15 protein-coding genes and 2 pseudogenes are annotated in these 21088 nt (G+C 43.2%); 10 read left to right on the top strand and 7 right to left on the bottom strand.

The genetic code is table 11. The annotated features are described in order from the left end of the window. Window positions 1-373: 373 nt before the first annotated feature. The 3 genes from DP116_RS13540 (at window position 374) to DP116_RS13525 (ending at window position 4073) form a co-directional block, all read left to right on the top strand. On the top strand, window positions 374-1813 hold the full coding sequence (locus DP116_RS13540; protein ID WP_169155684.1) for a TldD/PmbA family protein: 1440 nt from the start codon (window positions 374-376) through the stop codon (window positions 1811-1813). A 320-nt stretch (window positions 1814-2133) separates the two neighbouring features. Then, window positions 2134-3480: a TldD/PmbA family protein gene (locus DP116_RS13535; protein ID WP_169155686.1), complete on the top strand. Its 1347-nt coding sequence runs from the start codon at window positions 2134-2136 to the stop codon at window positions 3478-3480. A gap of 446 nt (window positions 3481-3926) precedes the next feature. Further along, window positions 3927-4073, top strand: coding sequence for a hypothetical protein (locus tag DP116_RS13525; protein WP_169155683.1), 147 nt, complete (start codon window positions 3927-3929; stop codon window positions 4071-4073). Between the two features lie 166 nt (window positions 4074-4239). On the opposite strand, the gene DP116_RS13520 is transcribed toward DP116_RS13525, so the two are convergent. Beyond that, window positions 4240-4575 (bottom strand): hypothetical protein, encoded by a 336-nt coding sequence (locus tag DP116_RS13520; protein ID WP_169155682.1) that lies wholly within the window; start codon window positions 4573-4575, stop codon window positions 4240-4242. A gap of 415 nt (window positions 4576-4990) precedes the next feature. Here DP116_RS13520 and DP116_RS13515 point away from each other — a divergent pair, with 415 nt between their 5' ends. Beyond that, window positions 4991-5194 (top strand): hypothetical protein, encoded by a 204-nt coding sequence (locus DP116_RS13515; RefSeq protein WP_169155681.1) that lies wholly within the window; start codon window positions 4991-4993, stop codon window positions 5192-5194. Here DP116_RS13515 and lnt read toward each other — a convergent pair. From lnt to DP116_RS13500, 3 genes are all read right to left on the bottom strand, one after another. After that, window positions 5181-6827: an apolipoprotein N-acyltransferase gene (gene lnt / locus DP116_RS13510; protein WP_169155680.1), complete on the bottom strand. Its 1647-nt coding sequence runs from the start codon at window positions 6825-6827 to the stop codon at window positions 5181-5183. The two genes, DP116_RS13515 and lnt, sit on opposite strands and share 14 nt — an antisense overlap. Continuing rightward, window positions 6808-9390 carry a DNA topoisomerase (ATP-hydrolyzing) subunit A gene (gene gyrA / locus DP116_RS13505; protein WP_169155679.1) on the bottom strand — a complete coding sequence of 861 codons (2583 nt, stop codon included), beginning with the start codon at window positions 9388-9390 and terminating at the stop codon, window positions 6808-6810. Before gyrA ends, lnt begins: the two co-directional genes overlap by 20 nt. Window positions 9391-9585: 195 nt before the next feature. Further along, a complete protein-coding gene (locus tag DP116_RS13500) occupies window positions 9586-10890 on the bottom strand; it encodes a chloride channel protein (RefSeq protein ID WP_169155678.1) in 1305 nt (434 codons plus the stop codon). Window positions 10891-12069: 1179 nt separating this feature from the next. On the opposite strand from DP116_RS13500, the pseudogene DP116_RS13495 reads away from it, so the two are divergent. Continuing rightward, a pseudogene (locus DP116_RS13495) lies at window positions 12070-13100 on the top strand (IS701 family transposase). A gap of 260 nt (window positions 13101-13360) precedes the next feature. Here the strand turns inward: DP116_RS13495 and DP116_RS13490 are convergent. Next, a complete protein-coding gene (locus DP116_RS13490) occupies window positions 13361-14920 on the bottom strand; it encodes a GMC family oxidoreductase (RefSeq protein WP_169155677.1) in 1560 nt (519 codons plus the stop codon). 344 nt (window positions 14921-15264) lie between these two features. Further along, window positions 15265-16182: a histone deacetylase family protein gene (locus DP116_RS13485; protein ID WP_169155685.1), complete on the bottom strand. Its 918-nt coding sequence runs from the start codon at window positions 16180-16182 to the stop codon at window positions 15265-15267. 217 nt (window positions 16183-16399) lie between these two features. Here DP116_RS13485 and DP116_RS13480 point away from each other — a divergent pair, with 217 nt between their 5' ends. Further along, window positions 16400-17443, top strand: a complete 1044-nt coding sequence (locus DP116_RS13480; RefSeq protein WP_169155676.1) for a mechanosensitive ion channel family protein — start codon at window positions 16400-16402, stop codon at window positions 17441-17443. Window positions 17444-17780: 337 nt separating this feature from the next. Here the strand turns inward: DP116_RS13480 and DP116_RS13475 are convergent, their stop codons facing one another. Then, window positions 17781-18392 (bottom strand): TetR/AcrR family transcriptional regulator, encoded by a 612-nt coding sequence (locus DP116_RS13475; RefSeq protein ID WP_169155675.1) that lies wholly within the window; start codon window positions 18390-18392, stop codon window positions 17781-17783. Between the two features lie 74 nt (window positions 18393-18466). Between DP116_RS13475 and DP116_RS13470 the strand changes: the two genes are divergently transcribed. The 4 genes and pseudogenes from DP116_RS13470 to DP116_RS13455 form a co-directional block, all read left to right on the top strand. After that, window positions 18467-18919, top strand: a complete 453-nt coding sequence (locus DP116_RS13470) for an acyl-CoA thioesterase (protein WP_169155674.1) — start codon at window positions 18467-18469, stop codon at window positions 18917-18919. A gap of 28 nt (window positions 18920-18947) precedes the next feature. Then, complete coding sequence (locus DP116_RS13465; protein WP_246275620.1) at window positions 18948-19238, top strand: hypothetical protein; 291 nt, start codon at window positions 18948-18950, stop codon at window positions 19236-19238. 44 nt (window positions 19239-19282) lie between these two features. Further along, on the top strand, window positions 19283-19900 hold the full coding sequence (locus DP116_RS13460; protein ID WP_246275619.1) for an RNA-guided endonuclease InsQ/TnpB family protein: 618 nt from the start codon (window positions 19283-19285) through the stop codon (window positions 19898-19900). Window positions 19901-20221: 321 nt separating this feature from the next. Then, window positions 20222-21088: pseudogene (locus tag DP116_RS13455) on the top strand (ISAzo13-like element transposase-related protein); the annotation flags it as partial.

Genomic DNA, 21088 nt, shown 5'->3' with positions numbered 1-21088 from the left:
ATAAAAAATGAGTAGTCATCAGAAAGCAATTACTGACAGGACGTTTGAGTTTGCCATCCGCATTGTTAAACTATGTCAAGTACTAAATGAAAGTTCGGGAGTGGCAGAAACACTTTCTAAACAGTTGATAAAGTCTGGAACATCAATTGAAGCGGGAGCATCCCAATTTTGCAAAAAACACGGTAGTGGGAGCATCTTGCTCCCTACTTTATTACCAAAGCGGGCTGTCCGGCCCGCACTACAAAATAAAATCAATTTACACATCTGGGATGCTCCCAATTGGAGCAAATGCGGAAACAGTTAACAGTTAACAGTTAACAATATTTTTTGAAATCTTCCATTTTGAACTTTGAATTTTGAACTTTGAATTGTTATGTGGTCTGAACTGACAAAAGCGATCGCCCAAATAAATATACCAGCCGACTGGCTTGGTATTAGAGTCGTCAAGGAAACCTCATTTACCTGTCATGTCCGTGACGGCATACCCCAAAGTAACGGCAAATCTTCTACGATGGGGTTTATGCTGGAAGTTATGATTAACGGCTGTATAGGATATGCAGCTACCAATTCGCTGCGTATCCTAGATTTGCAAACCGCTGCCCAAAAAGCATATACACAAGCACTTGCAGCAAGTGAGTGGTGGATACATCCGTTTGGAGTTGAGAATGAACGCCCTAAAGTTGTTGGTCAATATATCTCGCCATTTCTGAAACCCTTTGATGCTTTGAGTCCAGGGGAAATTAACGATTTACTTGTCCGTGTCTGCCATACCCTAAGAGTTTCTGACCAAATTGTACAAACTCTAGCCAACATGACAACAAGCCAGAGAGAGACTTGGTTTGTCAGCAGCAACGGCTCAGAAGTGTATCAAAAATTTATGTTTTTCGCCACCCATTACGGAGCTACAGCACAAGATGGGACGGTTGTCCAGCAACGTAGCAACAACGGCTTGCAAGCAAACTGTTACCAAGGTGGACTGGAACTTTTCCAAGAAGCTGACTTGTGGGTTCGGGTGCAGCAAATTGGCGAACAAGCAGTAGAACTGTTGACAGCAGAAGAATGTCCAACAACTCGCACTTCATTAGTGTTAGCCCCAGACCAAATGATGCTGCAAATCCACGAAAGTGTCGGGCATCCCGTAGAAATTGACCGAATTTTGGGCGATGAACGCAATTACGCTGGAGGTAGCTTTGTCAATAAAAGTGATTTCGGTACCTTAGTGTATGGTTCTCCCCAGATGAACATTACCTTTGACCCCACCGTACTTGGTGAATTTGCCAGCTATGGCTTTGATGATACAGGTGCTGTGGCGACACGGGAGTATTTAATCAAAGAAGGCGTTCTCCAGCGAGGTTTGGGTAGTTTGGAAAGTCAAGCAAGAGCAGGTGTACCGGGGGTCGCCTGTGCTCGTGCTTGCTCTTGGAATCGACCAGCAATTGACCGCATGGCAAACTTGAATTTAGAACCAGGGGAAGGCTCTTTTGAGGAAATTATTGCTGGTATAGAACACGGTGTCTACATGGAATCCAATCGCTCTTGGTCAATTGATGACCGCCGCTACAAATTTCAGTTTGGTTGCGAATACGCTAAATTAATTGAAAACGGCAAACTCACCAAAACCCTCCGCAATCCCAACTACCGAGCCACAACTCCAGAGTTTTGGCACAGCTTAGTAAAAGTAGGAAACTCCTCTACTTGGGAAATGTACGGAACTCCTTATTGTGGCAAAGGAGAACCTAACCAAGCAATTTGGGTAGGTCACGGTTCACCCATTTGTGTATTTGCTAACGTGGAAGTCTTTGGCGGTGGTTGAAGAAGACACAGGGACAAATGAATTCGCTGCCTGCGGCACGCTGCTACAGCCTTCCTAAATAGGATGTAAACACCTTCTTCCTCTCTCTTTCTTTTCTTTGCGCTCTTTGCGACGCCAGACGCCTACGGAGGGAGACCCTCCTGCAGCGCTGGCTCGTCTTGGCGGTTCGTTTTTTTTATTTTTTGTTCACGACCTATCTAGGATTGCTGTAACACATTCAAAATATCTCCTACACAGACACGTAGCATCTCCCTAGGAGATACAAAAATTTCCTCAACATCTCCCCTAGCTCCCCAGCTTTCTCTCGATTTACAATGCTCATGAAACACGAAGAACTATCTGCCTTAGAAGTCAGCTTTAACCAACTGATTGAAACTCTTCTTAATAAGAAAGAAGAAAGTGAACAATTTACTGTGAAACTTAGCAGTGAACGCAGTCAATTTACTCGTTTCAATCATGCGAAAGTGCGGCAAACAGGCTGTGTTACTGATGGTTCCATTGAACTAACTTTGATGCAAAATCAACGCAGTAGTTTTCGGCAGTTTCCCTTTACCGGACATTGGGAAATAGATTGGCAGTTAGCATACGAAGCTTTGCAAGAACTACGAGAAGAACTTCCCTTGTTACCTCTAGATCCATATTTGGTTTTACCATCAGGAACAAATACCAGTCGAGAAGTTCATTGTGGAAATCTATTGGCTGAAGAAGTGGTTGTACCAACAGTGCTAGAACAGCTTACTGAATTAGATTTTGCTGGAATATATGCTGGGGGAGTTGTTATTAAAGCTTATGCTGATTCTTTTGGTCAAAAGCACTGGTTTAGTACAGAGACTTTTTCATTAGACTATTCTATATTCACAACTGAAGCACAAGCTGTCAAAGGAACTTTTGCTGGTAGCGAGTGGAATCAAGAAGCTTATAGCGAGAAAATTAGCGATGCGAAAAGACAACTACAATTGCTTTCTCGTCCAATAAAAGAATTGCCACGAGGACAGTACAAAACCTACTTTGCACCAGCTGCAGTTGCTGATTTAGTGGCGATGCTTTCTTGGGGAGGTGTGAGTGAAGCTGATTTACAACAGGGAGGGAGTGCTTTAGCGTCACTGTGGCGCAAAGAAAAGCAGTTATCTGTTGCATTTCATGTGAAAGAAAACTTTCAACGAGGATTAGTACCGCGATTTAATGAATTGGGAGAAATGGCTCCGCTAGAATTACCTGTTATTGAAAAAGGAGTTTTAGTCAATACGCTAGTCAATTCTCGCACCGCTAGGGAATATCAAAAAACTGCTAATGGCGCTAATAGTTATGAGAGTTTACGTGCACCAGAAATTAGTCCAGGAAATTTAAGCTTTGAGGATATTCTTACTCATTTAAATACGGGTTTGTATGTGTCTAATTTACATTACTTGAATTGGAGCGATCGCCCCACCGGTCGAATTACAGGTATGACCCGTTATGCCTGTTTTTGGGTAGAAAATGGTGAGATTATTGCCCCTATCGAAAATTTGCGTTTTGATGAAAGTCTTTATCGATTTTGGGGAGAGAATCTCGTAGATTTGACCAATTTCCAAGAATTTGTGCCCGAAGTTGGAACATACGATGGTCGTCAGCTGGGAGGTAGTATGGTTCCAGGTATGTTGGTAGAGGATTTTACGTATACCCTCTAAAGAAATCGCCTTAATCATTGTCACATTTTTCCCACCTCCATGAGGACGGTGAATGTAGGCATGAGTGTGAACAAGTAAAAATTCTATCCATAGCTTTATTCTGGGACATTGGGTGCAAAGCAGATGCACGTAATCTTTCATAAAAGTCTGGAATTCAAATCTGCATCTGCCTTTAAATTTTTGGAGAGTAGCTGTAGTTCGATGCCAATTACATGTTTTCTAACTCAATTCCTTTAGTTTCCTTAATAAAAAAGAGAACGAAGAATAACGAGATAGCAGCCGCAATTGTATAAACACCATAAGCAGCACCCAGCCCGAAAGTGGAAAACCGCGTTTTATCTCCTTTTCTAGTCCACCGGGGTAGTAGTGCGACATTACTCCCTTCGGTGCCCAAAGAATACCTGATTTAACGTAGACGCGCAGCCACGCCAGAAGGCTATCGCAGCGTGACCGTAAGCGCAAAGCGCACGAATCGGGCGAACGCGCAGCGTGCCGTTATGGGGCGATCGTTGGTTATCCTCATGCTACCTTATGCAGCTAAAAATATTTTGGCGGTGTTTGTCTTGCCGTTTCAGTCTGTGGAGCGAACGTAAGACCCGACAGTCATTCGACTGAAGGGCAGTTGCAAAAAACCCGTTCGGCTGACGCTCACGGCGTCAGCCGAACGGGAAGGAAACAGAAACCATTATCGTGAGTCTTAGGAATCACCGTGGACTTCGGCGTGAGCGCTCAGTCGAACGCTTTGCGGGAGTGAGGATGTCAACGAATAACCTCGTACTTTAATTCGTAGTTGACACCGCTCTTGATAAACTTGAGTTTACCTGCCCCTAGCTTTGATGAATCTACGGTATTTGTGCCTAAAAAGTCATCAGCGTCTAGAGAATCTTGGTCAAAAAGCCTAATTTCTGCTTTCCCCGTAAAGTTGATGGTATTGCTTTTAAGACTTACCGATTGACTTTTGGAAATAGGGAAAGAACCTGCAGTGGGAATTCGAAGTGAACGATCAGTAGTGATGATTCGGATATAAGCCTCGTCCTTCATATCTGTGTCTTCAGGATCTATGCACAATAACTCGATCAGTTTTAGTGTTGCCATGATTTTCTTCGATTTAAGTTTGATAATTGTAGATACAAGCCGTACTTGCGATTTTACAGATTTGGTTGTGTTGCACCACACTCCAATTAATGTAAGGATTCCCGAACTTTAACGATTAATCCATTTACAGCGGTTTTCTGTAAGGTGGGCATTGCTCACCAATATCTCAAATGTTTATCACATAGGCTTTTGGTGGCAATGCCCACCCTACGATTTGTGGTCTATTCATATGAAAACCGCTGTAAGTTGGGAAATCCTTGGTAAACAAGCATTTTTTCCTGATTTCAGTCGCGTACCAGATTCCAGCTTGGAAGTGGTAAAACCTTCTTAAGGAATTCGGCTATTCTGTTGTAGCCTTCCTTTATTAAAGTAATCACCAACTTCAAAGCACCCCACACCATCTACCAGGAGGATCATGGTCAAAACCATACGTCAACCCACTCGCAAAGCAATCACCTGCACTGCGAAAAACTTATCACTGATTATCAGTAAGGTTGTCAATTTTCTCATCAACCACCCTTGGTTCATTTCCCGCCCTTGGACTTTAGGAGTCGTGCGCAAGTTGCTAAAAATAGACCTGGAAATCATCCGCTTTGTGGTAAAAATTAATCAGCCTTAGGTATCAACCATGCTAACGTTCCCGCTCCCAACAATAACAGTGTTAACCAATCACCCCAACGCACGTATAAAGTCTGAGTTTGTCGTCGATAAATCGTTTCTGCATGCACTTCATACGTATTATGTCCAGATATCCACACTGTTTTGCCGTGGGGATTGACAAAAGCTGAATATCCTGTATTGGTTGCTCGCACTGCCCATCTGTCAGTTTCGATCGCCCGCATGATATCCTGTGCGTGGTGCTGAGATGGCATCGCTGCACTGTAATGGGCATCATTGGAAGGACTCAGTATAAATTGTCCACCCGCAGCAGCTTGACGACGAAATTGCCCAGAAAACGCAGATTCATAACAAATACCAACAATAGCGCGACCAAAAGGTGTGTCAAATACCTGATTTGACGAACCAGGAACTTGATGTTCATCCAAAGGCGATAAACGGCTAACAATACCACCTAAAATTGATTCAAACGGAACGTATTCCCCAATAGGAACCATCTTTGCTTTACCATAGCGACTTTTTATTTCACCGTCGCCAGCGACTGTAAATAAACTATTTGTATAGCTGCTTCCCTGTTTGTAAAAACCGCCAATCCATGCAACCACGCCTTTTTCCCGCACTGCTGCGACCATTGAACTACGTATGATGGCATCCTGGAAAAAAGGCAAAGCGCCTTCTGGCGTTAGTACTGCATCTACACTTTGATTTGCTAGTTTCAAATATCCAGTGGTGTAGCCTTGAATAGCACGACGAAAGCCTTCTGGGTAAAGCTTGATTTCGTTGGGGACATTTCCCTGAATAATCCCTACTTTTAGTGCTGTTTCTGGTGGTTGAGCAAGAGGACGGCTGTATAAACTAAATCCGATGAGGTGGAGAGTGATGAATAGTGCTGCGGCGGTTGATAAATAAACGAACCGCCCAGACGCAGAAAGCGCAGAGAAAAACTTTATTTTCTCCTCTGTGTACTCTGCGCCTCTGCGGTTTACTAAAGCTTCAGCAATTAAGCCATTCACTGCGACAATAGCCGCTGTCACAGCGCTAGGTCCAGAAAGTTGACCGAGGTGTAGAATAATGAGATTATGCGGACTTTGAGTGTAAGAAAGAGAACTCCACCAAAGAGGTCCAGCGCTCCAAAGTGCTTCTAATCCACACCATAATGCTGTGCCAATGAGGACGCGAACAAATCCGTTATGGATTGAACGGGAAATGACTCGCATCCCTATCGCCCAACTCGCGACTAATGCAGCTCCCCAAAGGGTAATGAATATCCAGCAGAAAAGGGCGATCGCCAAACTCGCCAACCAAGGAACCCCCATCCAAGTCATGGGGTGAACCCCGGTAATCCAGGATAGGGCAATTCCGTGATATCCAATACCCCAGGCGAGGGAGAGGGGGAGAAGAGCAGGGGAAGCAGGGGGGGCAGAGGAAGCAGAGGAGGATAAGTTTTTCCGTTGTGCCGAACGAATCACTAAGACCCACAGAGGTGCTAAAGATAACCATGCTAGGAACCACACCCCAACAGGTGCAACAGTCAGCCCCATCAAAATTCCACTAGATAGAGCAATTAGGTAAGGGAATAAGATCGTGAACTTCTCCCCTTGCTTCCCCTGCTTTTTACTCTGCTTCTGCTGCATCTCCACTATCGGGTGGAACTATTGCCACTCCCGTGATGACATCATCTTCGTCTAAGCGCTGCACTCGCACTCCTGTTGCTGATCGCGATTGGACGGATATCGCATTTACCGCCTGACGTATGATGATACCACGACTGGTAACCATCATAGTTTCATCGTCACTGTTGACAATATGCAGAGTTGCCAGCTGGTCTTTGATTTTACGATTTTTGAACTTAGTTGCTGTTAAACCCTGACCAGCACGATTTTGCAGACGAAACTGGGCAACTGGTACACGCTTGCCGTATCCTCCCATTGTAATCACTAACACCCAAGGTCCCGTACTGCCGTTGGCTGGGACTTCAGTAGACTCTTCATTTTCAATCTCTTCTGTTTCGACTTCCTCAATTTCGGCTTCAGTCTCTGTATTCAAAGTGGCAAGAATGGCAGCGGGGAGAATATCCATTCCCACCAGTTCATCTCCTTTCTTGAGTTTCATGGATTTTACCCCACGAGTTGCCCGACTCAAAGGACGCAGTTGTTCATGGTCGCATCTAAAGTGAATTGCTACACCCCGACGGGAACCGATGATCACGCTGTCTTCGACTCTGGCGCGTCGCACCCAACGGAGTTGGTCGCCTTCTTCCAAAGAAATGGCAATCAAACCGTTAGCACGAATGTTGCTAAACGCTGCTAACTCGGTTTTCTTGATATTGCCACCTTTGGTAAGCATGACCAAATATTCATCACTGGTAAACTCTGCAACAGGGACAATTGAAGTGATTTTCTCCTCTTTGGGAATGGGTAGCATTTGCACAATTGGTGTGCCGCGACTGGTACGGGAACTAATGGGGATTTGATACGTTTTCAGGCAGTAAACAACACCTCGTTCGCTAAAAAATAGAACGCTGTCATGGTCGCAGCAAGTCAAGAAATGCTCAACGCCATCATCCTCTTTCATCTTGGCAGCTGCTTTGCCTCTGGTTGCACGGCTTTGCGCTTCAAAGGTATTCACTGGCATTCGTTTGATGTAACCTTGCTCAGTCAGCAGAATCAGAGCTTTTTCATTGGCAATGAGGTCACGCTCATCTATTTCTCCTTCAAGGGGTGAAATGACCGTGCGGCGAGGTGTGGCATGTTTTTCTCTAAGTTGCTTAACTTCGGTTTCAATAATTTCTAAAATCCGCTCTCGCCGTGCCAATATATCCTGCAAGTCAGTAATTATTGCTTGCAATTGCTCGTGTTCTTGGCGGATTTTGTCTGCTTCTAAAGCTGTTAAACGCCGCAGTTGCATTTGCAATATTGCATCTGCTTGCGCTTCCGAAAGTCCGTAGGTTGTCATCAACTCGCCTTTGGCAGTTGGTGCATCAGGTGCATGGCGAATTAAGTTAATAATCTCATCTAAACGCCCTAGGGCAATCAACAAGCCTTGCAGTATGTGGTCGCGTTCTTCGGCTTTCCGCAGTTCGTAACGGGTGCGTCTGGTAATAGCTTCAACGCGGAAATCCAAGAAAACTTGCAAAAACTCCTTCAGGGTGAGTATCTGGGGTTCGCCATTCACCAGCGCCAGCATATTCGCCCCAAAGTTGGCTTGCAGTGGCGTTTGCTTGTAGAGGTTATTTAGCACGACACGGGGATAAGCATCGCGCTTGAGTTCGATCACAATTCGCATCCCATCGCGATCGCTTTCATCCCGAATATCTGCAATTCCCTCGATCCTCTTGTCGTTCACCATCTCGGCGATTTTTTCAATCAGCGCCGCTTTGTTGGTTTGGTAGGGCAATTCGGTGATGATAATTGCGTCTCTGTCAGGGCGTCCCCGCTGTTCAATTGTTTCAATTGTAGCCACGCCGCGCATGGTGATGGAACCACGCCCAGTGGTATAAGCTTCTTTAATTGATGCAGTTCCTAGAATCTGACCTCCAGTCGGAAAATCAGGACCGTGGATATACTGCATTAAATCAGTATTATTTGTTTCCGGCTTTTGAATCAGTGCTACCAGCCCATCAATTAATTCGCCCAAGTTATGGGGTGGTATGTTGGTTGCCATACCCACGGCAATACCAGAAGAGCCATTGAGCAGCAACTGCGGGATACGTGCTGGTAAAACTGTTGGTTCTTGCTGGGAAGCATCAAAGTTATCGATGAAATCGACTGTTTCTGATTCGATATCTTGTAGAAGAGAATCGCTGGTTAAAGCTTGCAAGCGGCATTCTGTGTATCGCATCGCCGCAGGTGGGTCGTTGTCTACTGAACCGAAGTTTCCATGTCCTGCGATCAGGGGATATCTCATGGAAAAATCCTGCGCCATCCGCACCAAAGCGTCATAGACTGCTGTGTCGCCGTGGGGGTGATATTTACCCAGTACTTCCCCTACCACACGAGCGCACTTACGAAAGGGGCGATCAGCACTCAACCCGAGTTCATGCATTGCGTAGAGAATGCGACGATGCACAGGTTTCAGACCATCCCTGGCGTCTGGTAGTGCCCGACCTACAATGACGCTCATTGCATATTCCAAATATGACCGGGACATTTCATTCCGCAGATCAGTAGGGATAATCCTCTCCTGAGAGGTTGTCATAACCCAAAAAACTCCAAAAATTGCAAATTTTAGGCTTTATACTGAGAAAAGAGCAAAATTGTTCCCAATTATTGCTGAATTACTGCCATAATATGATACAATTCTAGCATATTTTACTGTTTACTGGGTTGTGGGTGAGTCGTAAACACCAATATTAAACGGTTATTAAGCTGTTAATTGATAGCTGGCAAGTGACTACGGATGATTAATCAGTGTTCCTTGTTCAGACTTCAGTTGAGAAGCAATAAAGGGGACTTTAGGGGCAAGAAAAAATCCAATCAAACTGGCAAACAGAATTGGAGTCAAAGGACTAAAATTTGTCAATTTTGACAGTAGCAAGGTTGTGCTGATAGGTGTGCGCGTCACAGACGCATTGATAGCCGCCATTGTACAAATCATGGCAAGGGTGGGATTGAGTCCAGGAATCAAGGCTACTACAGCTTTACCGACACAAGCACCAGTGAAAAATAAGGGAATGATAAATCCACCGCGCCATCCACCAGTGACAGTTATGCTGATGGCAGCCATTTTAGCTAAGGCAAGCATAAACAAGAAAAAGACAGGAAAGCTTTGATTAACAACCTTATCTAACTCCTCATGTCCAAAATAACGAGTCAGAGGTAAGAAAGTTGCTAAAATGCCCAATCCCAACCCCGCTATAGTTGTGCGTAGATAAATTGGTCCAGGAATCAAGGCAAAAATTCGGTCACATCCGCGAAAAATGCCCATAAAAATCCATCCTGCTACGACTCCTACAATCCCAAACATGATAGCGACGGCAAAATCATCGATGCTATCTAAGCGGTATTGAGGAAAATGCCAAGTCGGTGCAATTCCCAAATGTGTGATAGCTGCAAAGACCACATAACTAGCGCAACTCGAAACAATGGCTGGCATTAGCGCTTCGTAATACTCGACAATATGCTGGTGATGCAAAATTTCTAGAGCGAACATTGCACCGCCAAGGGGTGAGCCAAACAAAGCAGTAAAGCCTGCAGCCATCGCTGCTAAACTCATAGATCTAACGTCTTCACCTTCGAGTCTTAAACGCTCAGCAACCCAAGTACCAAAAGAACCTGTGACCTGTACCAGTGGTGCTTCTGGTCCAGCACTGCCCCCAGCCGATATACTAACTAAGGAAGCAAGAATCATTGAAGGATTTTTGCGAGCATCCAACCGTCCGCCGCGAAAATGGATGTTATCGACAATAACGGCAATTTCACCAGGATTACCAAGGAAATGAATCACTAAACCAATGACTAAACCGGCTAATGGCATGACCAACAAAAGACTAGAACCCTGAAATCTTTGCAGTCCATGAATTATCAGTTCCAAGATATTCCAGTACAGCGCAGCAAATAAACCACAAAAAGTTCCTACAATAGCCCAGCTTAAAACCCAGCGTGAAATCATGAAAGGATGACGTCTTGCTCGTCCAAAAAGCTGGGAAAAAGTCCAACGTTGAGTTTGCTCTCTCTGAGGGCGCTTGTCTGGTAGCACTGCTTATTTCCCTGTGTAAGTGAAACGAAAGATACAAAATTTGTTCTTTTTCTATGCTATACCTCACTTGCACCTGACTTTTCACATAATTGAGCAGGCGCACTGGCGGCACAGCACCCGCTACGAATGAAACAAACAGTTAATAACCCAAGTTGCGGGTTATCAAGAAAGGCACAGGGCAGAGGGCAGAAGTGATAAGTGAAAATCCCTTCTCGTGAATGCCCGAACCCTCTGGGCGACCAAAGGGAGCCAAGGGTTTAAGACCCCCACCAAATTTTCAATTTGGTGGCTGCTGTTCAGGAGGGGTCTGAATCCCCTTCTGAACAGAACCTTCTGCCCTCTGCCTCCTGCCTTCTGCCTTCTTCAACCCGCTTTTGTCAGTAAGTAATGTTACTTAAAAATGTGACAAAAACCGTGGTTGAAAACATAATTTTTGTGGGAGCGATACGCCAGAGACGTCTGCGCCCGGTACAATCGCGTACTATTTATACTCGTCATTCACTTTTGTCCGGAAAACATTGATAAAGGTGAATTCAGATAGTTAGGCGATCAAGGCGATCGCAGTTTTTACAGCGGTTTTCTGTAAGGTGGGCATTGCTCACCAATATCTCTAGAACCAGCCCTTTCAAGGTGGGCAACGAAGTTACTAGATTTCAGAGTTTTGGCTCACAACCAAAACTCTGAAAAGTTATTTTCGTTTCTCGAAGTCTGAAAAATCAAAGCCTGAAATAGCGGTTTTCCGTTTTTCATCTCTTCCAGATTTAACACCTTGAAAGGGTTGATCTCTAGAACTTACGCATTGACAAATATCTGGTGTTGTGCAGTAAAAGAAAGGTGAGACCAATCCACATTTCATCTCTTAAAAACAGAAAGCATAAAAGCTCCCGAAAAGTTGCTGTAGTAAGGTTTTGAAAAACGACCATATTGAGCGATGTTACCAGTTGTTGACCGAGCGCTGCTCACGATACCTCTAAAAAACACGAGAGTGCCAGCGCTCGGTCACCCTTCGGGTTCGCAGTCGCTACAACGGGGGGAACCCCCGCAACGCGCTGCTCACCGCTCTCGCTACAACTGGTTTAGAAAAACGAATTTCGTTATCGGAAGTAGGACTTATGCATTGACACAATGATAGAATAATGCGTTGAAAAACAAATGTCGTCTACAAGCAGGTATCGGACAATTCGAGAAATCAGCAAACCCTCGACAGCGCAATGCAATCTGGAACATTACACTCTGTTTTTGCTATCGGAGCCAAAGCATGGAGGATGCAGTAGATTAGCAGAGATACTGGGAGATGTTTCACATGATAGTGTGAATCGTTTTTTGTTGAGGGAGAGATACGAACCAAAAGATTTGTTCGACATGGTCAAGACTATTATTAATATGAGAGGAGGGATTTTAAGTATTGATGACACAGTAATAGAAAAGCTGTATAGCAATCCTAAATATGCAGAATTAATAAGTTATTTTTGGTCTGGCAAATATCATAAAACGATTAAAGGATTGAATTTAATAACACTATACTACAGTGATATTCATGAAAATTCAGTTCCGCTCAACTACAGAATATATGACAAAAGGGAGGGGAAAACAAAGAACGACAATTGAGGAAATGCTAACTGAAGTGCTAGCTTGGGGTTTAAAGCCAAGGCTAGTAACAGGAGATAGTTGGTACTCAGGAGTAGAAAATTTGAAATTTCTAAAAAACGAGAAGTTGGGTTTTCTGTTCGGCATTGAGAAGAATAGAACTGTCTCAAATGAACCAGGTAAGTACTGTCAGGTAAACACTTTGGATATTCCCGAAGAAGGATTGCTGACTCATCTGAGAGAATTTGGATTTGTTAAGTTGTAAAGGTGCGACTTTAAAAAAGAAGACTCTAGACACTATATTTTATATCTACCAGATGATGAAAAGCTCAAGCAGATAACAAGAAGTACCTTCGTCACAATTCATGATATCCATTGGGGAATTGAAAGTTTTCATAGAGCCATCAAACAACTATGTGGGATTTGTCGATTCATGGTTAGAGATAGCCATGCAATTAAAACACACATCCGCATGTTCACTTCAAGCATTTGTTCGTTTAGAGCTAATGCGCTCTGAAAACATAATTTCTAATTGGTATGAATTGCAAAGGAATTTATTCACTTTCGTTGTGCGTGAGTACATTGTGGACAATCTCACCAAGACTTGTGCTGCCAACACATGAATGACATTTTTTGTCAATGCGTAAGTCCTAATCTCAAATGTTTATCACATAGGCTTTTGGTGGCAATGCCCACCCTACGATTTGTGGTCTATTCATATGAAAACCGCTGTAAGGACGTTTGCTGTCAAACACAACCTGTAGCTTTAATCAAATCGGCTGCTTTTTCAGCAAGTGGCAAAGATAAATTTAGATAGTCAAGCGAGCGTGCGCTTTACGCTCAGGCGGGTGTTGAGTATCATCGCACTCTTGCGCAGTGCCCTTTAGACAATCGCAGTTGTTGAGGTTGCTTGCTCTAAAACACGTCCTGCGGCTTTAATCAAATCAGCTGCCTTTTCGCCAATCATAATTGTGGGTGCATTCGTATTTCCCGTAGTGATAGATGGCATAATTGATGCATCTACAACACGCAACCCATCAACACCATGTACCCGTAGTTCGGGGTCTACAACTGAATCGGCGTCAGTTCCCATTTTGCAAGTGCCGACAGGGTGGTATACAGTGTCGCAGGTTTCTCTGATATAAGCTCGGAGTGCTTCATCGCTAGTTACATCGGCACTAGGGGCAGCTTCCTCGCCTCGGAACTCATCAAATACACTTGAGTTAAACAACTGACGGATAATTTTAATTCCTGCAACTAGCTTTTGCACATCGGACTCACTCTGGAGATAGTTCATTCGGATTATCGGTGAATCATTGGGGGAAGCAGAACGCAGACTGACACTGCCGCGACTTTGGGGATTAGTCACACACGCTGTAGCTGCGAATCCCGGACCTTCACGGGCATAAGCAGGATGTGTCCACAAAACAGGACCAGAAAACAACTGTAAATCTGGCGCAGTATCTAAACGACCTTCAGTATGTAGGAACAATCCGGCTTCCGCGATATTGCTGGTTGGGGCAGGTTGCAGATCCTGGGTGGCTTGATGTGCCACGGCGACGTGAAGGTGATCTTGGAGATTCTGACCGACACCAGGTAAATTAACAACTAGGGGAATGTCGAGCGATCGCACAATTTCTGCATTCCCAATTCCAGAAAGCATCAACAGTTTGGGCGAATCGATCGCCCCAGCCGAGAGAATGACTTCCTGTTGCACAAAGGATTGGTGTATCGTTCCCTGGTGTATGTATTCCACTCCTACCGTGCGTGTTCCCTCAAATAATAACCGAGTCACTAACGCACCAGTAGTAACTGTTAAGTTAGGGCGATTCAAAATAGGTACTAAAAACGCTGTCGCCGTACTGTGTCGCTTACCATCTTTGATAGTCAACTGATAAAGTCCCGCTCCCTCCTGTTGTGCGCCATTGAAGTCGAGATTGCGTTCGTAGCCAAGTGCGATCGCTGCTTCTACAAATCTTTGTGATGTCACCGCCGGGGCAATTGGATCGCTAACGCTCAACTCCCCATCGACACCGTGAAACTCGGATGCTCCCCATTGCTGGTTTTCAGACTTCTTGAAGTATGGCAATACATCTTGGTAACTCCAACCGGGATTACCTAACTCTTGCCAGCGATCATAATCGTGACGGTTGCCTCGGATGTAGATCATGGCATTGATCGAACTGGTGCCACCCAGGACTTTACCACGTGGACAATAGATTTTGCGTCCATTGAGGTATGGTTCTTCTTCTGTAAAATATGCCCAGTCCACCTCAGTACCCCAGAGTTTTACCCAACCTAGAGGAACTTCGTGCTCTGGTAAGTTAGGCGGATTGCCTGCTTCCAGCAACAACACAGTTGTTTTACCGTCTTCTGTTAAACGATTGGCGACGACACAGCCCGCCGAACCTGCACCAATGACAATATAATCGTATTGATTCATAACATCCTCACTTGTGTTTTGGTATCAGCTATTTTGGCACTTTCAATAAGCTCAATTTGTTAATATTTTGTGTATGAAAGTTCACTTTGTTGGTTGTTTTCTGTCTTTGGAACTTTCATCATATTAGCAATAAGCTTTGATTTACATCTAATAAATGTCATTTTCAAACCATTACATTTGTCATACATTGGTAGAATATTCGGACTTACACATTGATATAAATTTGATTGTGTGCATGAAGCCTTACTTAATTTTAGGAATGGAAGTTAAGCATGAGTAAGCTTTCCTTTTATGTTCTGGTATAGATAGATAAAAGCAAAATCAACTTATGCACTTTGGGATTGTCAAAGTCTATATTGCCGAAAAACTTCACTTGCAGCCCGATGCACCAAAGAATGACGATACACCAGCGATTTGAGATCATCAGCATATCCACCGCCAATGACGCAGGCTACTTTATAGCCAGCCGCAATACAAGTACTCAAAACTTGCATTTCTCGGCGGTATAAACCAGTATCAGTTAAGGCTAATTTTCCTAGCTTGTCCCCGACATGAGGGTCAACACCAGCATCGTACAACACTAAATCTGGCTTGACCTCAGACAACAAATCTGGTAAGTATTCAGCTAATGTTTGTAGGTAAGCATCATCTTCCATCCCCACAGGCAGGGGAACATCCAAATCACTTTTTTGCTTAGTACCAGGAAAATTAACTTCGCAGTGCATTGAGAAAGTGAAAACACTATCATCCTCTTGAAAGATAAAAGCAGTGCCATCTCCTTGATGCACGTCCAAGTCTACAATCAAAATTTTCTGAACTAGGCGGAGTTTTTGCAATACGCGAGTTGCAACTGCTAAATCATTGAAAATACAAAAACCAGATCCATAACTAGGAAAGGCGTGATGAGTTCCACCAGCAGTATTACAAGCCAAACCGTACTTGAGCGCCAGTTGTGCTGTGAGAATTGTTCCACCAACGGCTACACATGTACGATTAACCAGTGAGGAACTCCAAGGTAACCCAATACGTCGCTGTGCTTTGGCATCAAGAGTGCCCTCACAATACGCTTGGACGTATTCTGGGGTATGAACTAACTCTATTAACTCTTGTGGCGGGCGTGAGGGCAGATGAAATTGTTCTTTTTGTGCCACACCATCTGCTAATAATAGTTCGTAGAGTTGCCGAAATTTTGGCATCGGAAAGCGATGACCTTCAGGTAGTGGGGCAACGTAATCAGGGTGGTAGACTATCGGCAAGTCCATGAAGTAATTGTTGTAAAAATTTCTCACAGCCAAAACACCAAGAGATATTATCACGTTTGATTTTGCTGTTTCTACACAAAGCTAAGAAATCGGTGATATTTTTTTGTCTGCTAATATAGTTTATGCTACGTAGATTTCCACCAGTTTTGTTTACACTGGACAAGGAAATAATTGAGAATTTTTATCTCAAATCCAAAATTGAAAATTAAAAATTGTCATGATACAACATTGGATTTTGCCACTTGTATTTATCTTGGCTGGCTTGCTTGGTGGAATCATAACCGAAAAAATTATTTTTACAAGACTGCACAAATTTGTTACTAGTAGACGAATTCCGGGGAGTGCAGTTATATTTCGTTCCCTAAACCGTATGCCCTTTTTTTGGTGCTTCCTTGCTGGGTTTTACGGCGCAACTGTTAGTTACCGTCCTGAGCCAGATGTTGCAGAATTACTGTTAAAAATTATTACTAGCTCTTTTTTATACACAGTAACTGTTGTCTTTGCCAGACTCACGGCTGGTTTTGTCAATGTATTTTTTCGGAGAACAGATGGTTTTTCAGCCTCACTACTTTCTAATGTTGCTAAAGTTGCTGTTTTAGTTTTAGGAACATTAATTGTATTGCAAACACTAGGAGTTCAAATTACACCAATATTAACAACGTTAGGTGTTGGTGGTTTAGCAGTTGGTCTAGCACTTCAAGATACACTAGCAAATTTATTTTCTGGTTTTTATTTAATTATATCGAAACAAGTCAGAACAGGCGATTACGTTAAATTAGATAGTGGTAATCACGAGGGATACGTTACAGATATAACTTGGCGAAACACGACGATAAAAGAGCTTTCTAATAATGTCATAATAGTACCAAATTCTAAGCTAGCTTCTGCTATTTTTACTAACTATCATCTCCCCGTTAAGGAAATTACATTAACGATGAACGTGGGAGTGAGCTACGACAGTGACCTTGAGAAAGTCGAAAGAGTGACTGTAAAGGTTGCTAAAGAAGTCATGGAAGAAATTGCTCCCGAGTTAACAGCAAATGAACCTTATATAAGATTTAACGAATTTGCAGATTATAGTATAAACTTTACGCTTTATATGCGGGTAAATGAATTTTTCGACCAGCGCTTGGCTAGACATTTATTGGTGAAAAAATTACACAAAAGCTATCATAAAGAAGGAATTACAATTCCTTTCCCAGCCAGAGATGTTTATCTGCAAAGTAATGGAAGTAAGAATGGAGCAATGACTTTGGAATGATAAGTAGATGCCCTATATAGGGCAATATAGTTGCTGCTCTCGAAAATTTATCTGTTGAGGTAGGCAGCTCTTGAGCAGGGGAAGAGAAAAAAGGCTTATCACCAACCGTATTGGTATACTTACATCTTGCTCCTGGGAAAATAAATGTCAAAGTTATGACATATTATTTGACGCACTGATCTCGTCACGGGACTGTAAGTCCTGGGCTGCATAGGCGAAGTCCATTAAAATGGACTGGGACGCGATATTATTTTTGAGTAAATTTAAACACTATTCAATATAAATATTAGTGGTTTACTCGTAATGGTGCAAGATATCAGTATATTGAGAAGCTGCTTTATTCCTCAGTTTCAACCATTGGCTGAATCAAAGATGCTATCGCCCCTTCAATCCTTTGCCATCCGGTTGGTGAACTAAAATCAATTCCTAAGAATGTATTGCTGACTTTGGTTCGCAGAACTAGATAAACAATTCCAGCAATCAACACCGCACTGATAGCAGGAATGTCTTTATCTGGCGGGAAAGAACACTTTTGCTTGAGAAATTCCAAGCTTTCAATCGCCACGCGATCGCGCACCGTTGCCAATTCATGCGTTAACTCATTACCTTCGAGTAACTCCCAGCGCATAATTTCTTGCGTAATCGGTCGTTTTTGCAAGTCATGTAGAAAACGCGTCAGTAACAAAACCATCCAGTCAGCCAGCGATTCTGCATCGACGGCTGTTTCATCCCCAACTAATTCTTCAACACTCGTCCAGTAGTTCCCCTCCTTGCCAAAGGTTTGCAGCAGAGAAGGGAGGTTCTCAAAATATCGATAAATCAAGACTTTATCGACGCCGGCTTCACGGGCGATCGCATTCACCCCCAGTTGCTTAAAGCCCGATTCTGCCAATAGTTTACCAACAGCTGCCAGAATTCGTGCCTTCGTTTCTTCTTTATCCCGAGCCATGAATCGTTCTCATCTACTTGTCACCAACTGGTGACTATGATACATTGTCACTGAGCAGTGACTTAGGATTCAGGATGCAAAAGATTTCCCTTGAGTTAGAGGTGTATTCCTTCCACATTGATTTCATTGGGCACGTGAACAACACTGTCTATATTCAGTGGATGGAAATTGGACGGACAAAACTGCTGGAAGCCGTTGGAATGCCAACGCAGGAAATTTTTCAGCAAGGGTTTGCTCCTGTGCTGGTTCAAACTAACATTACCTATAAATTGCCGCTACATTTAGGCGATCGCGTGCAGGTCCAAATGTGGATCTCTGAACTGAAAAACGCATCTGCTATTATGCAGTTTCGCTTTTACAAAGAACAGGAAACACTCGCAGCAGAGGGATGGCAAAAAGGATTGTTTGTGGATACACAAACGATGCGTCCAAGACGGTTACGCCCAGAGGAACGTTGCTTATTCGCACCTTATGTGCATTCAACGGTGGATACTCAACTGGCTAATTCACTGGTTGAAATACCGTAAAACGATGATTATTAAAGGAAACCTGATTATGAATCTTGAGGTTAAGTCTCATAACTTACTGATAAGTATTCTCATTTTAAGTATTATTTCGACAGGTATTCATTTCACTGATAATTATAATTATCTGTTCATCAAGCAATATCCCCAACCAGACTGGATTACAGCCCCTTCAATTTATCAATCGTGGCTCATTCTTACTGTAGTCGGAATCATTGGGTATTGGTTGTATAAATATCAAAAGTTTTGGCTTGCTTATAGCTGTCTGTTCGTCTACTCATTAACAGGTTTAGCAAGCCTAGGGTTAGAAACTGTAACTTAATTTATGGACAAAGTTACCCATAATTACTCCTGTAGTGGTAGCTTTTGTCGTGCCAATGGTTTATCAGTTTCCGGTTTGAGGTAGAAACTCAAGAATGCACTTCCAAGAGTGTTGTAGGCGTTGACCTTGGTGTAAAAAACCTTGCCACTCTTTCTACTGGTGAAGTTGTACTAGGCGCTAAGTCCTACAAGAAATACGAAGCCAAGCTCAGTAGAATGCAGTGGTTGCATCGCCATAAAATCATCGGTTCATCTAACTGGAAAAAAGCACAACTACAAATTGCTAGGTTACATAGAAAGATTGCTAATATCCGAAAAGATACGCTCCACAAACTCACAACACTGCTAGCCAAGAACCACGGAACAGTTGTGATAGAGGATTTGAACGTATCAGGCATGATGGCAAATCATAAGCTGGCGGCATCAATTGCTGACATGAGCTTTTTCGAGTTCCGCCGTCAGTTGACTTACAAATGCCAGTTGTATAATTCAAAGTTGGTTGTGGTTGACCGATGGTTCCCAAGTTCCAAGACATGTTCTAACTGTGGGACAAAGAAAGAAACACTCACCTTGTCTGAACGAGTGTTCGAGTGCGGTGATTGCGGTTTTGTCATTGACCGCGATTTAAACGCAGCAATCAATTTGTCTAAAGCTGTCAGTTAGACAGTGATAGCCTGTGGACTGGTGTCGTCCGAACGAGCCAGGATGAAGCAAGGAAGTAAACGAAACCCAAAGTGTAGAAAAGTCCAATTCTGGGTAGCTTTGGGTAGGTGTTATGTAACGGCATTACCTTTATGGAACTGTGTCACAGTTCTCTGCCAAGATGCACCTGTTTAGGGACTTCCAAGGAATAAAATCACCCAAGTCAATAATAATAATCATTGTTAGGGGGGTGGGGAAGGAGAAGCAGCCGTTGGCTGCTTCTCCTTACCTTTTTGTAGTAAATTCAATTGGTCAGGAAAATTTTGGGTGTTTGAAGTGTCGATAGAATTAACTGATCCAGTCATAAAATTGTTCCAGGAAACCGCAAGCCAACTTAAAGGTGCAGCAAGGCGGCGTTTTCAAGCACAAATTGTCATGGAGTTGGGTTACGGGGGGCAACTACTAGCTCAAAAAAAATTGGGATGGGATAGAAATACTATCCGTAAAGGAATTAAAGAATTAATTAGTGGTATTGCTTGTGTTGATAATTATTCAGCCAGAGGGCGTTATAAAACAGAAGAACACCTGACTAACCTATTAGAAGATATTAAAAATTTGGTGGATTCGCAGAGTCAAACTGACCCTAGTTTTAAAAGTCAAAGACTGTATACGCGATTAACTGCAAGCCAAGTGAGAAAGCTATTAGTTGAAAAATTTAATTATACTGATGAACAGTTACCGTCCGAAGAAACAATTCGCATCAAATTGAATTATTTAGGTTATCGACTTAAACGGGTAGCAAAAGTTTTACCTCAAAAAAAATCCCACAAACTGATGCAATCTTTGAGCAACTTGCAATAGTTAATCAATCAGCTTTAAATGATGAGAGCATTTTACGCCTCAGTCTTGATGCCAAAGCTCGTGTAAACATTGGCTCTTTTGATAGAGGAGGCTCTAACAGAGCTTTAACCGAGACTGAAGACCATGATTATAATCCAAAAACAACTGTAACTCCTTATGGCATCTTTCTTCCAGAGCTAGATGAACTGTTTTTATACTTTACAGAGTCTCAGATAACGAGTGATTTTATTGTTGATGTTCTAGAAGATTTTTGGAAAAGTGAGAGTTGGCGATTTCCCCAAATCAGAACACTTATTCTTAATCAAGATAATGGGTCAGAGAATAATTCCAGACGAACGCAGTTCATGA

The sequence above is a fragment of the Brasilonema bromeliae SPC951 genome (assembly GCF_012912135.1).
GTDB classification, from domain to species: Bacteria; Cyanobacteriota; Cyanobacteriia; order Cyanobacteriales; family Nostocaceae; genus Brasilonema; species Brasilonema bromeliae.
This window is presented reverse-complemented; position numbering and strand designations above follow the sequence as displayed.

Coding starts and splice junctions, on each gene's coding strand:
- DP116_RS13490 (WP_169155677.1), bottom strand. CDS start 14,920: ATGAATCAATACGATTATATTGTCATTGGTGCAGGTTCGGCGGGCTGT.
- DP116_RS13475 (WP_169155675.1), bottom strand. CDS start 18,392: ATGGCTCGGGATAAAGAAGAAACGAAGGCACGAATTCTGGCAGCTGTT.
- DP116_RS13485 (WP_169155685.1), bottom strand. CDS start 16,182: ATGGACTTGCCGATAGTCTACCACCCTGATTACGTTGCCCCACTACCT.
- DP116_RS13535 (WP_169155686.1), top strand. CDS start 2,134: ATGAAACACGAAGAACTATCTGCCTTAGAAGTCAGCTTTAACCAACTG.
- DP116_RS13480 (WP_169155676.1), top strand. CDS start 16,400: ATGATACAACATTGGATTTTGCCACTTGTATTTATCTTGGCTGGCTTG.
- DP116_RS13540 (WP_169155684.1), top strand. CDS start 374: ATGTGGTCTGAACTGACAAAAGCGATCGCCCAAATAAATATACCAGCC.
- lnt (WP_169155680.1), bottom strand. CDS start 6,827: ATGCAGCAGAAGCAGAGTAAAAAGCAGGGGAAGCAAGGGGAGAAGTTC.
- DP116_RS13515 (WP_169155681.1), top strand. CDS start 4,991: ATGGTCAAAACCATACGTCAACCCACTCGCAAAGCAATCACCTGCACT.
- gyrA (WP_169155679.1), bottom strand. CDS start 9,390: ATGACAACCTCTCAGGAGAGGATTATCCCTACTGATCTGCGGAATGAA.
- DP116_RS13520 (WP_169155682.1), bottom strand. CDS start 4,575: ATGGCAACACTAAAACTGATCGAGTTATTGTGCATAGATCCTGAAGAC.
- DP116_RS13465 (WP_246275620.1), top strand. CDS start 18,948: ATGAATCTTGAGGTTAAGTCTCATAACTTACTGATAAGTATTCTCATT.
- DP116_RS13470 (WP_169155674.1), top strand. CDS start 18,467: ATGCAAAAGATTTCCCTTGAGTTAGAGGTGTATTCCTTCCACATTGAT.